Consider the following 13,029-nt stretch of genomic DNA (forward strand, 5'->3'; position numbering starts at 1 on the left):
TCCTCGGCCGCGTCGCGCTGCCACCGCCGCGACGACTCACGCTCCTGGAAATCCGCGGTCGACACCCGCCCGTAGAACGCGAACCGCAGGCCGCCTACGCCGTCCGGAGGCCGCCGACGCATCCGCCCAGCGGGACGCGCCTCGCTCATCCATCGCGTCAGCAGATCATCGCCGTCTACATCGGAGTCGACCGACACCCGCACGCTCCGAACCACGTCAACACCACCAAGAAACGGGGCACACTGAGGGCCGGCGCGCCGCTCGCAGTCGGGCGAGCCCGGATCGCGTCGCGAAGCCGGCCGGGAGCACGCCGATCGTGACTTGCACGAGTGGCACCGCGGCACCCACCACGTACCGCCTCATACGGCATGAGCATGCCGACACCGAACCCGCCCGGACAGGGCCGAACGTCCGCGTCCGGCCGGGACCGCGACGTGGCCACGGCTGATGGTCGTGGTTGAGACAGGTGGCCCGCGCCGATCAGCTGAGGATCTTGGCCTTTCTTCTCTTCGCTCGAACTCTTCCTGACTGAGCGAGTGAGCCTCGACCTCGGCCAGTGGCTTGTGTGCGTCGTCGCCGCGGCGTCGGTGATCGTGCTCACCGAGGCGCGCAAGGCCGTCCTGCGCCGCGCTCGACGCTGACGACGCGACCGGTCCGCCACTGCCCGGCGATCTCGTACCGTTGCTCCACGCGGATGTGGGCGGCATCGACGCGGATGACGTTCCACGAGCGGGGCACCCCCCGCAGCCGTGTGCTCGTCGCGGTCCCGGCCACCACCTCGGCCAGCCGGTGCCCTGACGGCAGGTCGATCGCGCGCATGGCCGGTACGTGCGTGTGCCCGGCCAGGACGACGTCGACGCGCGCGGCGGCGGCCGCACGCATCAGCGCCGCGCGGCCGAGCATCCGGGCCAGGCCGGCGGCCGACGGCGGGTGATGGAGCGCCAGCAGGCGGAGCGCGCCGGCCGGCGCCGACCCGAGGAAAGCCTCGACCAGTGCGGACTGCTCGCCGCTCACCCGCCCGCTCTTCCAGCGCCAGCGGGGCATCGTCTGCAGCCCGAGCGCCCTCACGCCGGGCAGGTCGAGCCGTGGGTCGAGCTCGGCATCGATCCACGTGCGGTAGCGGGCATACGGTGCGACGAGGCGGCCGAGCGCGAGTAGCGGGATGTCGTGATTCCCGGTCACCACGAGGCGGGGCGCCGGAAGCCGCTCGAGGACGGCGCGGGCTTGCGAGAACTGGCTGGTCCGCGCGCGCATCGTGCAGTCGCCGGTGACGACCAGCAGCGCGGGAGCGGTGGCCGAGACGTCGTCCACCAGCGTCTGCACAACTTGGGGCGGGTGTGCCCCGATGTGCAGATCCGACACGTGCGCGATGACCAGCGGCGGCCGGGCCGGGCTGGCGTTCACGGCCGGCCCCGGCTGGCGGGGAAGGCGAGCCGGCCGAGCCGGCGCCAGTCCAGCGGGGGCCGCGGCCGGCGGCCCGGCCGGTTGCGTGGCACTCGGACCCGCAGCGCGCCGGGCCGGATGCGGCATCGGACCGGCGTGGAAAGCCGGGCCGGCTCACCATCGACACCGGCCGGGATCCACGGCGTGTCCGCGTCGACGACGGCCTCGTCGGTCGTGCAACGGGTGAGCCCCTTCGAGCGGTCGCCGCGCATGAGCCGGACCGCGTCGGAGGCGCTGTTCGCGCTGACGGCGAGCACGCCGAGCACACCATCGGTGAGGCGTTCGCGCCGGCCCGTGCCGATGACGTCGTTGACCGCGTACGGGTTGTTGCTCACCAGGATCGCCTGCGGCCCGGACACGAGCGTCTGCCCGGCGCGCAGCCGCAGGGGCGGGTCGTGTCCGGCGGTCAGCAGGTCGGGCAGCAGCTCCAGCGCGGTGCCCGCCTTGTCGTCGCGGTAGGCCGGGCTCTGCACGAGCGCGGCGTAGACGCCGAACGAGGCGTTGTTGACGAACATCCGGTCATTGACCAGCCCGACGTCGGTGCGGATCTCGACGCCGTTGGTGAGTGCGTCCAGGCAGCTCGCCGGGTCGGCGCGGTCCAGCCCGAGGTCCATCGCGAAGTGGTTGCGCGTGCCGGCGGGGATCACCAGGAACGGCAGGTCGTTGTCCACGGCGACCGCGGCGACCGCGGCCTGGGTGCCGTCGCCTCCTGCCACACCGAGCAGGTCGGCGCCGGCGCGCACGGCCCGGCGGGCGAGCGCGGCGACGTCGGCGGTGCCCGCCTCGTCCAGCAGCACGACCTCGGCGCCGAGCGCGCGGGCCTTCCGCGCCAGGTCGCATCGCTGCACCTTCCCGCCTCCCGATCGGGGGTTCATGATGAGGAACGGGTGCCGCGGCGGCGAGACCCCCGACCCACGGGCGTCCTCGGCCCGGCCGGTCCGCCACAGCGCGGCCCCGCCCGCCGCCGCCGCCGCGATGCTCAGCGCACCGCAGGTCAGCACCAGCCACAGCAGCCCGGCCTGCACGTACAGCGTCACCACCGTCACCGGCGCGGCGATCGTGACGGCGGCCGCGGCGAGGCGCCGCAGGCCGCGGCGGGCGAGGAACCACCACAGACCCGCGACTCCGGTCGCCGCGCCGGCGGCTCCGACCGCGAGCAGCCCGATCCCTCGCAGGCCCGCGACGCCGACGAGCAGTCCGATGGCCGCTGCGGCAGCGGCGAACGCCGCTCGTGCCAGCCACGTCGTGGCACGGCCGCCGGTCGTCGAACGACCCTGGTCCATTCGCGTACCGCCTTCCCCAGCCAGTGTCTCTCGCCCTCGCGGCCGGGCCGGTTGGCGTAGCGCGGATGAGGCCCACGGGCGGCGCCGGCCGCGGCTGGCACCGCCGCCGGCTCGCCGCCGTTCACCCGCGGCGGGGGATGAGCCGTGGCCAGTGGTAGCTGATCCTGAGCCTGGAGTGAAGTGTCCACAATCGAAGGGTGTGGCCGATGACCGGCAAAACGGCATGGGCGGGACTGGTGCTCTTCGCCGGTGCGATGCTCATCGTGGTCGGTGCCGTAAACGTCATCGAGGGCATCGTGGCCCTCGCCAACGCCAGGCACGTCGTGGTCACCGAGGACACGCTGTACTTCTTCAACATCTCCGGCTGGGGCTGGACCGTACTCGTGCTCGGCGTGCTGCTGCTCGCCGTCGGCATCGGCGTGCTCACCGCCCAGACGTGGGCCCGGGTTGCGGCCATCGTGGTCGTGGCCGTGCACGCGGTGGTACAGGTGCTGTGGATCGCCGCCTACCCGGTCTGGTCGATCCTCATGCTGGCACTGGACACCGTGATCCTGTACGCCCTCACCGCCCGCTGGGAAGAGGTGCGGCGCATCACCGGCGCCGAGCGGCCCCAGCACTGACAGGGACGGTTCGACCCGACTGTCTCCAGCACCGTCGCCGCCGCCGACGATTTCGACGAGCTGCGCCGCTACTGGTGCGCCGCGAACTACCTCACCGTCGCGCAGATCGACCTGCAGGACAATCCGCTGTCGCGCGAGCCGCCGCGCCCGGAGCGAGGTCAGCCGGAGGCCGCGTACCGCGCCCGGAACGCGAGGAACGTCTCCGCCGCGCCGATCACCAGCGCACTGATGCCGGTCAGCAGCACCAGCGCGTGCGGCGACAAGGCCGGCCGGGCCAGGAACAGCGCACCGACGGCGATCGACGCGACGCCGACCACGAGCAGTCACACCCGGGTCGAGCCGCCGGCGAACACCCCCAGCAACATCTCCTCCATGCCGCTGAGCACCCACGCCAGGCCGACGAGCACCGACACCGCCAGCATGCCGACCGCCACCTCCCGCAGACACACCACGCCCACGACCACCAGCAGCAGCCCGAAGACGCCGTCCACGACCCGGCGGCTCAACACGCCGTGCCCTTCGCCCCGGCCCCGAAACGCGCCGGCGACGCGCATCAGCCCGATCGCCAGCAGCCACACCCCGGCAAGCACACCCAGCAGCCGCAGCGTGGCCTGCGGCCAGGCCAGCACGGCGATCCCGAACGCCACGGTCAGTCACCATGTCGACCGCCAGCAACCGCCAGAACGGCGCCGTCACCGGCCCACGAACGCCAGGTGCGGTCGCCGGACGCCCGGCGCTTCCCGGGACGGTGGTCATCGCCGCGCCCCGGGATCAGGCCCGCTGGCGCATGCCACCGCTCAACCCGAGCTGCGCCGACTTCGCCCGCTGGTACTCCGACTCGCTCAGCACGCCACGCTGCCGCAGATCGGCGAGCTTGGCCATCTCGTCCGCCGCGCTCGGGGCGCCGGCCACCTCGCGCACATACTGCCGCAGCTGCGCCTCCTGCTGCCGGGCCCGCGCGGCGGCCCGCTCGTTCATCGACCGGCCCCGCACGATCATGTACGTCAACGCCCCGATCCACGGCAGGACGATCAGGAACACTGTCCAGGCGGCCTTGCCCCAGCCGGACACCGAGTGATCCCGGAACAGGTCCGTAAGGATCATCACCATCAACCAGATCCAGGCGAACACCAACATGAACCACACGGTTGCCAGCAGGGCTTCGCCGAACGACATGGTTATCGCTACCTTCCCCCTCCAGGCTCGTACATCCCATGCACGTGCCCATCCCCCGCCATGGGTGAGACGCTAACGAATGACGTCGATGTCACGGCAGGGTATGACGAGTCCGAGTGCGGCGGGATATCCGACGAAGCTGCTGGATCTGGATCGCGGTGCCCACACCCCATCAGCGCCGCCGCACGACCACCGTCGCGTAGCCCTGCCGGCCGACCGTGGACACCTCGGCGGCCGGAGCATGTCGCCGGCGGCGGGCAATGCTTGGCGCAGGCGGCGCTCGTCTTTCTACTTGGCCGGCCGCCGCAATCCGACCGGCTGGGCGGCGACAATCTGCCGGTCGCGCCGACGCCTATCGTTGCGACGGCCGGCCGAAGTCGACCCGCACCGTCTCGAAGCCCTTGAATCGCTGCGCGGCCGCGAACGTCGCGTAGATCCGCTGGTCGGCCTCGGTCAGCTCGACGTCGTCGGTGAACGGGGTGAGCAGCGCCCGGGGCCACAGGCGGTGGTTCGCGATCATGTTGATCTCGGCGCAGAGCATCAGCACGAGTGCTTGCAGATAGATCCAGGCAAGCGCGGCGAGCACGAGTCCGAACGTGCCGTAGAGCGCGCTCGCGTGGCTGAGCCGGGCGCCGACGTATCGAGCGCCGACGGTCTGCAACACCATCCAGGCGGTCGCGGCGATGATCCCGCCAGCGAGGACCTGGCGCACACGCAGCGTCCGGGCGGTCAGCAGCTGCATCGCCGCGGTGCACAGGCCGACATTGATCATGAACGTCAACAGGTAGCCGAGGAGCTGCATTCCGGGCCCGGACCGGCCGGTGAGCTCGTTGGCGAAAGCCACGAAGGTCGCCGCCGCCGCCGACAGCAGCACCGCGCCGCCGAGCATCACCAGCAGCCCGAGGCTGCGCAGCCTGGAGCGGATCGGATTGGGCTGTTCGTTGCGCGGGACACCGTAGATGTGGTTGAACCCGGCCTGCGCGGCCTGCATCGCCCCCAGTCCGCCGTACAGTGCACCGAGGATGCTGAGTACCAGACGCGTGCCGCTGCCGCGCAACCCGCTGACGTTGCGCTGCAACTCCGGCCCGATGACCGGCAGATCCCCCAACGCCGTCTGCACCAGTTGCTGGTGCAGGGCAGGGTTGGCCTCCAGGAAGAAGCCCAGCGCAGTGAGGAACAGCAGGGTCAGCGGGAACAGCGAGATGAACCCGTAATAGGTCACCATCGCGGCAAGATATGGACCACGGTCGTCGACGAACTTGTAGACCACCGCCAGCGGGAATCCCAGCCAGGCGTGCCGACGCTGGTAACGATCCAACCACGCGACCACGGGCGACCGACTACCCCGTCGCCCCAGCGTCACGCCCGGCTGTCCGCTCATCGCCGCTCCGTTAGGTACCCATCGGTGCGGGTAGCGGTCCGATCGATGCCGCTCAGACGGTTGGAAGCACTCTTTGGCGGGCCGGCGCGGACCCGGGTCATCCTGTTGTTCGCCGGCGTGTTCGCGATGGGCTCCGCCGATCTCGGCATGCTTGGCGCGCTGGCCCGGGAGCTGGAGGGCGCCTTCCGAATCGGCCACGCGCAGCTCGGCCTGCTGGCGACCATGTCGTCCGGGGTCGGCGCGCTCGCCGCGATCCCGATGGGGGCGCTGGCCGACCAGGTCGTCCGGGTACGGCTGCTGATCTACACGATCGTCCTGTGGAGCGTGGCCCTCCTCGTCGGCGGGGCGGCCCAGTCGTACCTGTGGCTGCTGCTCTCCCGGCTCGCGTTGGGCGGGGCGGTCGCGGCGGGCGGGCCGCTGCTCGCCTCCCTGACCGGTGATCTCATTCCGGCCGACGAACGGGCGAAGGTGTACGGCTGGATCCTGAGCGGCGAGATGATCGGCGCGGGCATCGGGCTGATCATCGGGGCCAACATCGGCGCCGCGGTGTCCTGGCGGTACGGATTCTGGCTGCTCGGCCTCCTCGGTCTCGGGCTGGCCGTCGCCGTGTACCGGTGGCTGCCCGAACCCGCCCGCGGCGGGGCGAGCCGGCTGCCTCCCGGCGCGCGCGAGATCCCGCTGACTGCCCCCGTCCGGATGCGCGGCAACCCCCTGGCAGTACCACATGACACCGGGGGCGCCGACGTCCTGCGGCAGGCCTGGCGGTCGCTCGGCCGGGCAATCGCCTACATCCTGCACATCCCGACGATCCGGATCCTCATCGTCGCGTCGTCGGCCGGGTACTTCTTCTTCGCCGGCCTGCGCACCTTCAGCGTGGTCTTTGTGCAGAGCTGGTCCGGCGTCAGCATGCGCGAGTTGACCGGTCTCGTCGTGGCGGTGGGTGCGGGCGCACTCGCCGGCACGGTGCTCGGCGGGCGGCTGGCCGACCGGCTGCTGCACAGCGGCCACCCGAACGCCAGGATCATGGTTCCGGCCGTGGCGTACACGGCGACGGCGCTGCTGTTCGCGCCCGGCCTGGCGAGCGCGTCGGCGGCATTAGCCCTGCCATTGCTCATCCTGGGCGCGGCGATGCTGGGCGCGGCGAACCCGCCGTTGGACGCGGCCCGGCTCGACATCGTCACGCCCTGGCTGTGGGGCCGCGCGGAGAGCGCACGGACGGTCCTGAGCCTCACCGCGCAGGCGCTCGGTCCCGTGTGCTTCGGCCTCGTCGCGGACGCGCTGGCGGGCCGGGGCGCGACGAGCCGGACGACCAGCCTGCGCGACACCTTCTTGATCATGCTCGTTCCGCTGCTGGCCAACGGGCTGATCATGCTCTCGGCGCGGCACACCTACCTGACGGACAAGGAGGCGGCACACCGAGCCGGCGCCACCGAGTGCGCCCCGGCCGCCGACTGACGACGGCTTCCGACCACTGACTGCGCGGTCCCGTCCAACCTGGATGGAGGTCGTTCCCGAAGGGCAGTCCAGAAGGATTGGACGCGCTCTACGGGGGTATGCCCGGTCCCATCCTTCCCGGGTGGCGTCCCGCATCCGGCGTTGTGGACGCTGACCAGTGCTACGCGCGACGTGACCTGTTGAACGGCGCCCGCTGAGTGGAGGGGGTGCCGAGCATGGCTGAGCAAAGGGCACAGCAGGAGACGGGGGCCGGCCGGGGGGACTCCTCCCCCAGGTGGGCCAGCGGCTTCACCGTCTTCGCAGGTATAATGATGATCATCGTTGGCGTGTTCCACATGGCCGCGGGCCTGGCCGCGATCGTCGAGAACAAATTCTTCGTGGTCACGGCGGACTACTTGTACGCGTTCGACGTGACCGGCTGGGGATGGATTCACCTCATCGTGGGCCTCGTGGTACTTCTGGCCGGCTTCGCGGTGTTCTCCGGACGGCTGTGGGCCCTGGCCCTGGGCATCGTCCTAGCCGGACTGAGCGCCATCGCGAACTTCCTGTTCCTTCCCTACTACCCGCTGTGGTCGCTGCTGATCATCGCGCTGGACGTATTCGTGATCTGGGCACTGGCCGTGCACGGCTGGAAGGTCAAAGCGTGATGGCCGGCCCTGCCGGCATCGGCGCCGACGATGTTGATCCGCCCCGGTCGGGCACCGTAAGGGCGTCGCCGCGTCGAGCGCTACCGCGTAACCGGTCCACCGGTTCACGCGGTGTCGAACGGCGCAGGGCCGGGCGCGGCGTCATGGGTGTGGTAGTCACCCGCGAAGGACACCGGCGACCCGCCGACGGCGGTGAACTCCTTGCCGTAATGTTGCGCGGTCACCGGATCTCCCCTTCTCACGGAGTACGTGACGCGATGCTCTTCGATGTCGACATCGAGCACCGACCCGTGGATGAGGAGCGGGAAGCGTAGGCGACGGGCCCGGGTGGGCAGCATCGGGGAGAACTCCGGGCCGTGCGGCGAGCGCCAGCGGTATCCCGCGAAGCCGTACACGACCGCCATCCAGGTGCCACCGGCCGACGCGACGTGGACGCCGTCGCGGAGATTGCCGGCAGTGTCGGCCGTGTCGACCGCGGCGGCGTCGACGAGATACTCCTCGGCGCTGCGGTACTTGCCCACGTCCGCCGCGGCGATCGCCTGGATGCACTCGGACAGTGAGGAGTCCCCCGTGGTGAGTGGATCGTAGTAGTCGAAGATCCGTCGCCGCTGGTGCGCGGTGAAGCGGTCGGGCAGCAGCACCGTGGCGAGCACGACGTCGGTCTGCTTGATCACCTGGTGCCGGTAGATGACCAGTGGATGGTAGTGCAGCAGCAGCGGATAGCGCTCCAGCGGCGTTGCGGCGAAGTCCCACGGCGCCTGGTCGAGGAAGCTGTCATCCTGCAGGTGAACGCCGGCGGCCTCGTCGTGCGGAAGGTACATCCGCTCGGCCGCACGTCGCCAGGTGGCCAACTCCTCGTTGCGCAGGCCGGTGCGTTCGACCAGTCTGCGGAAGTCAGGTGGGGGACTGCACTCGTACGCGATCCACGGCGTCGGCTGCCAGGGTCAGGTTCTCGGCCGCCATGAGGTTGGTGAACAGGTTGTTGTCGACGACCGTGGTGTACTCGTCGGGCCCGGTCACCTTGTGGATGACGAACCTGCCGCCGTGGCGCTGGGAGAAGAAGCCGAGGCCGGCCCACATACGGGCCGTCTCGACCAGCAGTTCGACGCCGTGTCTGAACAGCAGGTCGGCATCGCCGGTGACCTTGACGTACTGGTCGAGGGCATAGGCGATGTCGGCGTCGATGTGGTACTGGGCCGTCCCCGCGGCGTAGTACGCCGACGCCTCTTCGCCGTTGATGGTGCGCCACGGGAACAACGCCCCTGCGCAGCCGACCTCGCTGGCCCGGCGGCGGGCCGCGGGCAGCATGCGGATGCGATGCATGAGCAGACTGCGTGCCACGTTCGGTGACGTATGTGTCAGGAACGGCAGCACGTACGCCTCGGTGTCCCAGAAGTAGTGCCCTTCATAGCCGGTGCCGGTCAAACCCTTCGCAGGCACCCCGTGCCCCTCGCTGCGCAGCGACGCCTGCAGGATGCTGAACAGGCTGAAATGCAGCGCCTGCTGGGCGGCGGGCGCTCCCTCCCAGACCACCTCGCTGCGCTGCCAGAACTGTGTGACCGCACGCTCGTGGTCGGCGAGCGCGGTCGCGTAGCCGATGTCGCGGGCTCGGTACAACGTCACCCCGGCGCGGTCGGCCAGGTCCGCCGCATCCTCGGCGCCGTAGTGGTAGGCCAGCCACTTGGTGAGCGTGACGGTCTGCCCGGGCCGCCGTGCATCGGCCTCGAAGGCGACGTCGGCGCGGTGGCCGTCGAGCTTGGTACGGACGTGTGTGACGGTCCGCTCGTCGAACTCGTGACCGGGCCTGCGGCGCACGACGGCCGGCTTCAACTGGTTGGTCCGCGGGCGGTCATGCCGCGTCGTAGCGAAACACTCCATCGGCGTCGGTGACCTTCAGCCGACCCTGGGCCACAAGCATGTCGAGGTGGGCGGCCGTTTCGGCGACGGCGAGCATCTGGTTGAAAGGGTCGAGGTCGGTGAAGGAACGCTGGCGCCTGGTCCAGGTCAGCCGTCGCGCCGCCTCGTAAGCCGTCGCTCCGTCCTGCACGACCTTGCAAGCATGGTCCAGTCGCTCGGCGTGATGGTGCAGGAGTTCGTCGACGCGCGTGTGGACGCTCGGGCCGACCGGGCCGTGCGCCGGCAGCAGCCGCTGGTCGGGCAGCGACCGGACCAGCCGCAACGAGTCCAGATAGTCCCCCAGCGGGAGCGCCGTGTCCACCGCCTCGAAGCCGATGGACGGCGTGATGTGGGGAAGAACGTGGTCGCCAGCGAACATCAGCTGCGCGTCGCGATCGATGAAGACGACATGCCCACGGGTATGCCCAGGGGTTGCCACCACCCGAAGTGTCCTGGTCGGCAATACGACGTCCGTTCCCCCAGCCAGCCAGTCGTCCGGCGCCGCCCAGTCCGCCGGATCATGCGGCGCCAGATCGGCCCGGGCGCGGAGCGCTTCGACGATCTTGCCTGCGCCGCATCGAACCAGCGCCTGCCAGTATCCGGACATCGGTCGGCTACCGGGAGTGGACAGTACACCGATAGCGGGTTCCTCCCCCTCGCCGAGGCTCACTGCCGTGCCGAACTCACGCCGTACGGCCACCGCCATCGTGTAATGGTCCCGGTGCACGTGGGTCACGAGAAACCGCCGTACGTCACCAAGGCCCGCGCCCAGGGCGGCGAGGGCCGCATCCAGCGCCTGTCTGGCCTCCGTGATGGCCCAGCCGGAATCGATCAGCACGAGGCCGTCGTCGCCGGTCAGGGCGTACACGTTCACCGATCGCAGGCCGTCGTGCGGTAACGGCAGCGGGATGCGATACGCCCCCGCGGCCACCTCGAACACCCCTGGACGCGTCCAGTCTGAGGCCACATCGTCGGGCTCGACCCGCATTGCTGCTGCGCCCGTCATCTACCGTTCTCCGCCCATCACTCGTGACATTCCTCCGAAAGCATGATCAACCGTATCGAGCCTGGATACCCCACCGACCGTGCGCCACCGGTACCGCTCAGACGCCAAGGCCGTCGTTCTCCTCGCTTCGGCGGTCCCGACCTGTTCGGTGGTCGGTTGGAGCATCGCCAGGAGCTACCCGGCCGCACGGGAGTCAGCACCAATCGGCGAGGACGGCACCGACGTCTTCCGCCTCCTCGGGCAGTGGCCGGAGGCGCGGGGCGGTACGCGAGAACCTGGGCGCCGGCGCTGCCTGCCAAACACCGCCGGGTGCGACGATCGTCGAGCGCGCGGTGAGATGCGGGTGCGCGGCGGCCTCCGTGAACGACAGCACGGGGGTCACGCAGGCATCGGTCGCATCGAACGCCTCGGTCCACTCGTTCCGGGTCCTCGTCGCGAACACCTCGGCGAACCGGGCCCGCAGCTGCGGCCAGCGGTCCCGGTCGTGCTGCGCCGGCAACTCCGCGGAATCCAGACCCAGCCCTTCGAGCAGCGCGGCGTAGAACTGCGGCTCCAGTGCGCCCACCGCGACGTACCTGCCGTCGCGGCAGGTGTAGGTGTCGTAGAAGGGCGCGTGGCCGTCGAGCAGGTTCGTGCCGCGTTCGTCGGTCCAGGCTCCCTGGCCGAGCATGCTCCAGATCATCTGGACGAGCAGGGACGCACCATCGACCATCGCGGCGTCCACGACCTGGCCCCGGCCCGAGCTCTGCGCCTCCCACAGGGCTGCCAGCACGCCGACGACCAGGAGCATCGACCCGCCGCCGAAGTCTCCGACGAGGTTCAGCGGGGGAATCGGGCGCTCCCCTGCCCGGCCAATGGCATGCAACGCGCCGGTCACCGAGATGTAGTTGATGTCATGACCGGCCCGCTGGGCCATCGGACCGTCTTGGCCCCAGCCAGTCATGCGCGCGTACACCAGGCGGGGATTGCGCGCGTGGCAGTCAGCCGGCCCCACGCCCAGCCGCTCGGTGACTCCCGGCCGATACCCTTCGACCAACACGTCCGCGTGTTCGACCAGGCGGAGTACTTTCTCCCGCCCGGCGGGGTCCTTGAGATCGGCGGACACCCGCCGGCGACCGCGCAGGAGGGGATCAGGTGCGTCGGGGTCGCCGATCTGCAGTCCGCCGGACGGCCGGTCGATCCGCACCACGTCCGCACCCAGGTCGGCGAGCAGCATCGCCGCATGCGGACCCGGGCCGATGCCGGCCAGTTCCACGACCCGTAGCCCGGCGAGCGGTCCGTGGTGTGCTGTTGTCAACTCCCCTCCCCGAGGGCGAAGGTGTGGTGGGCACTCGGGAACCGGGGCGGCCGCTTCGCTAGGAACGCCGCAACGCCCTCGCGACCGTCGGGATCGGCCGCACGCTTTCTGATCGACAGGGTCTCCCGGCGCAACGCTGCCTCCGCCCCCGGAGTGGCGGCCTCCCGCATCAGCCGCTTCGCGGCCACCTGCGCCGTCCGCGACCCCGACCGCAGGTCGTCGACCACGCGCTCGACCGCGGCCTCGAGCTCGTCGTCCGGATGGACCTGGGCGACGAGCCCCATCGCGTGCGCCTCGTCGGCGGTGACCCGCGGGTTGAGCAGCGCTAGGTGCAGCCCGCGGTGCAGGCCGACGGACGCGGTCAGCAAGGAGCTCCCGCCGTCCGGCGAGAAACCGATCCCGGTGTACGCCAGCGTGAACCGAGCGGACGCACTGGCGATGACCAGGTCGGCGGCCGCGGCAAGCGCCACGCCTGCGCCGGCGGCCACCCCGTGGACGACCGAGACGATGATCGCGTCCATCCGATGCAGGTCACTGACGACGCGGTGCAGAGTCTCAGCCAAGTCGTCGACCGTCTGCTCGATGTCCTCGGCGGCGGCGAAGGCGGAGATGTTGCCGCCGACGCTGAAGGCCCGGCCCTCGGCGGACAGTACGACGACGTGGACGTCGTCAGCGCGAGCGCGGCGCACGGCCCGGGCGAGCGCGTCCGCCAGGGACTGGTCAAGCGGATTGCCTCGCCCCCCATCGCTGAGCCGGATCCGGGCGACGCCGTCCCGCTCCTCGTAGGCCACCAGGCTCACCAGCACTCCTCCCTCGGTGGTCGGC

14 protein-coding genes and 1 pseudogene are annotated in these 13,029 nt (G+C 70.8%); 3 read left to right on the top strand and 12 right to left on the bottom strand.

Features of this window, described 5'->3' with window-relative positions; all coding sequences use genetic code 11:
• From ACGFI8_RS36605 to ACGFI8_RS36615, 3 genes and pseudogenes are all read right to left on the bottom strand, one after another.
• Window positions 1–203: pseudogene (locus ACGFI8_RS36605) on the bottom strand (recombinase); the annotation flags it as partial.
• Window positions 204–597: 394 nt separating this feature from the next.
• Window positions 598–1,404 carry a metallophosphoesterase family protein gene (locus ACGFI8_RS36610; protein WP_392811669.1) on the bottom strand — a complete coding sequence of 269 codons (807 nt, stop codon included), beginning with the start codon at window positions 1,402–1,404 and terminating at the stop codon, window positions 598–600.
• The gene (locus tag ACGFI8_RS36615; protein WP_392811671.1) at window positions 1,401–2,726 is read right to left on the bottom strand and encodes a diacylglycerol/lipid kinase family protein; all 1,326 of its coding nucleotides are present in this window, start codon (window positions 2,724–2,726) and stop codon (window positions 1,401–1,403) included. The genes ACGFI8_RS36610 and ACGFI8_RS36615 overlap by 4 nt, the downstream gene beginning before the upstream one ends.
• Before the next feature lie 206 nt (window positions 2,727–2,932).
• On the opposite strand from ACGFI8_RS36615, the gene ACGFI8_RS36620 reads away from it, so the two are divergent.
• Window positions 2,933–3,346: a hypothetical protein gene (locus ACGFI8_RS36620; RefSeq protein WP_392811672.1), complete on the top strand. Its 414-nt coding sequence runs from the start codon at window positions 2,933–2,935 to the stop codon at window positions 3,344–3,346.
• A 158-nt stretch (window positions 3,347–3,504) separates the two neighbouring features.
• Here the strand turns inward: ACGFI8_RS36620 and ACGFI8_RS36625 are convergent, their stop codons facing one another.
• The 4 genes from ACGFI8_RS36625 to ACGFI8_RS36640 form a co-directional block, all read right to left on the bottom strand.
• Window positions 3,505–3,663 (bottom strand): DUF308 domain-containing protein, encoded by a 159-nt coding sequence (locus tag ACGFI8_RS36625; protein ID WP_392811674.1) that lies wholly within the window; start codon window positions 3,661–3,663, stop codon window positions 3,505–3,507.
• A 6-nt stretch (window positions 3,664–3,669) separates the two neighbouring features.
• Window positions 3,670–3,993, bottom strand: a complete 324-nt coding sequence (locus tag ACGFI8_RS36630) for a DUF308 domain-containing protein (RefSeq protein WP_392811675.1) — start codon at window positions 3,991–3,993, stop codon at window positions 3,670–3,672.
• 124 nt (window positions 3,994–4,117) lie between these two features.
• Window positions 4,118–4,522 carry a PLD nuclease N-terminal domain-containing protein gene (locus ACGFI8_RS36635; RefSeq protein ID WP_392811676.1) on the bottom strand — a complete coding sequence of 135 codons (405 nt, stop codon included), beginning with the start codon at window positions 4,520–4,522 and terminating at the stop codon, window positions 4,118–4,120.
• Window positions 4,523–4,874: 352 nt separating this feature from the next.
• The gene (locus ACGFI8_RS36640; RefSeq protein WP_392811677.1) at window positions 4,875–5,903 is read right to left on the bottom strand and encodes a YihY/virulence factor BrkB family protein; all 1,029 of its coding nucleotides are present in this window, start codon (window positions 5,901–5,903) and stop codon (window positions 4,875–4,877) included.
• Between the two features lie 60 nt (window positions 5,904–5,963).
• On the opposite strand from ACGFI8_RS36640, the gene ACGFI8_RS36645 reads away from it, so the two are divergent.
• Together ACGFI8_RS36645 and ACGFI8_RS36650 are read left to right on the top strand one after the other, a co-directional pair.
• The gene (locus tag ACGFI8_RS36645) at window positions 5,964–7,358 is read left to right on the top strand and encodes an MFS transporter (RefSeq protein WP_392811678.1); all 1,395 of its coding nucleotides are present in this window, start codon (window positions 5,964–5,966) and stop codon (window positions 7,356–7,358) included.
• 308 nt (window positions 7,359–7,666) lie between these two features.
• The gene (locus ACGFI8_RS36650) at window positions 7,667–8,005 is read left to right on the top strand and encodes a hypothetical protein (RefSeq protein ID WP_392811680.1); all 339 of its coding nucleotides are present in this window, start codon (window positions 7,667–7,669) and stop codon (window positions 8,003–8,005) included.
• A 104-nt stretch (window positions 8,006–8,109) separates the two neighbouring features.
• Here the strand turns inward: ACGFI8_RS36650 and ACGFI8_RS36655 are convergent, their stop codons facing one another.
• The 5 genes from ACGFI8_RS36655 to ACGFI8_RS36675 all read right to left on the bottom strand — a co-directional run bounded on the left by ACGFI8_RS36655 (window position 8,110) and on the right by ACGFI8_RS36675 (window position 13,004).
• Entirely contained in the window at window positions 8,110–8,928 is an 819-nt protein-coding gene (locus tag ACGFI8_RS36655; protein ID WP_392811834.1) for a glycosyl hydrolase family 65 protein, read from the bottom strand.
• On the bottom strand, window positions 8,900–9,883 hold the full coding sequence (locus ACGFI8_RS36660; protein ID WP_392811681.1) for a hypothetical protein: 984 nt from the start codon (window positions 9,881–9,883) through the stop codon (window positions 8,900–8,902). The genes ACGFI8_RS36655 and ACGFI8_RS36660 overlap by 29 nt, the downstream gene beginning before the upstream one ends.
• Entirely contained in the window at window positions 9,855–10,907 is a 1,053-nt protein-coding gene (locus tag ACGFI8_RS36665) for an MBL fold metallo-hydrolase (protein ID WP_392811683.1), read from the bottom strand. The genes ACGFI8_RS36660 and ACGFI8_RS36665 overlap by 29 nt, the downstream gene beginning before the upstream one ends.
• A gap of 193 nt (window positions 10,908–11,100) precedes the next feature.
• Window positions 11,101–12,204 carry a CaiB/BaiF CoA transferase family protein gene (locus tag ACGFI8_RS36670; protein WP_392811684.1) on the bottom strand — a complete coding sequence of 368 codons (1,104 nt, stop codon included), beginning with the start codon at window positions 12,202–12,204 and terminating at the stop codon, window positions 11,101–11,103.
• Complete coding sequence (locus tag ACGFI8_RS36675; RefSeq protein ID WP_392811686.1) at window positions 12,201–13,004, bottom strand: enoyl-CoA hydratase/isomerase family protein; 804 nt, start codon at window positions 13,002–13,004, stop codon at window positions 12,201–12,203. The genes ACGFI8_RS36670 and ACGFI8_RS36675 overlap by 4 nt, the downstream gene beginning before the upstream one ends.
• Window positions 13,005–13,029: the final 25 nt, after the last annotated feature.

It is taken from the genome of Dactylosporangium sp. NPDC048998 (assembly GCF_043197855.1).
Taxonomy (GTDB): Bacteria; Actinomycetota; Actinomycetes; order Mycobacteriales; family Micromonosporaceae; genus Dactylosporangium.

What these genes read in the sequence shown, in the direction of transcription:
- ACGFI8_RS36615 (WP_392811671.1), bottom strand. Translation starts at nt 2,726, where the DNA reads ATGGACCAGGGTCGTTCGACGACCGGCGGCCGTGCCACGACGTGGCTG.
- ACGFI8_RS36620 (WP_392811672.1), top strand. Translation starts at nt 2,933, where the DNA reads ATGACCGGCAAAACGGCATGGGCGGGACTGGTGCTCTTCGCCGGTGCG.
- ACGFI8_RS36635 (WP_392811676.1), bottom strand. Translation starts at nt 4,522, where the DNA reads ATGTCGTTCGGCGAAGCCCTGCTGGCAACCGTGTGGTTCATGTTGGTG.
- ACGFI8_RS36640 (WP_392811677.1), bottom strand. Translation starts at nt 5,903, where the DNA reads ATGAGCGGACAGCCGGGCGTGACGCTGGGGCGACGGGGTAGTCGGTCG.
- ACGFI8_RS36650 (WP_392811680.1), top strand. Translation starts at nt 7,667, where the DNA reads ATGATGATCATCGTTGGCGTGTTCCACATGGCCGCGGGCCTGGCCGCG.
- ACGFI8_RS36660 (WP_392811681.1), bottom strand. Translation starts at nt 9,883, where the DNA reads ATGGAGTGTTTCGCTACGACGCGGCATGACCGCCCGCGGACCAACCAG.
- ACGFI8_RS36665 (WP_392811683.1), bottom strand. Translation starts at nt 10,907, where the DNA reads ATGACGGGCGCAGCAGCAATGCGGGTCGAGCCCGACGATGTGGCCTCA.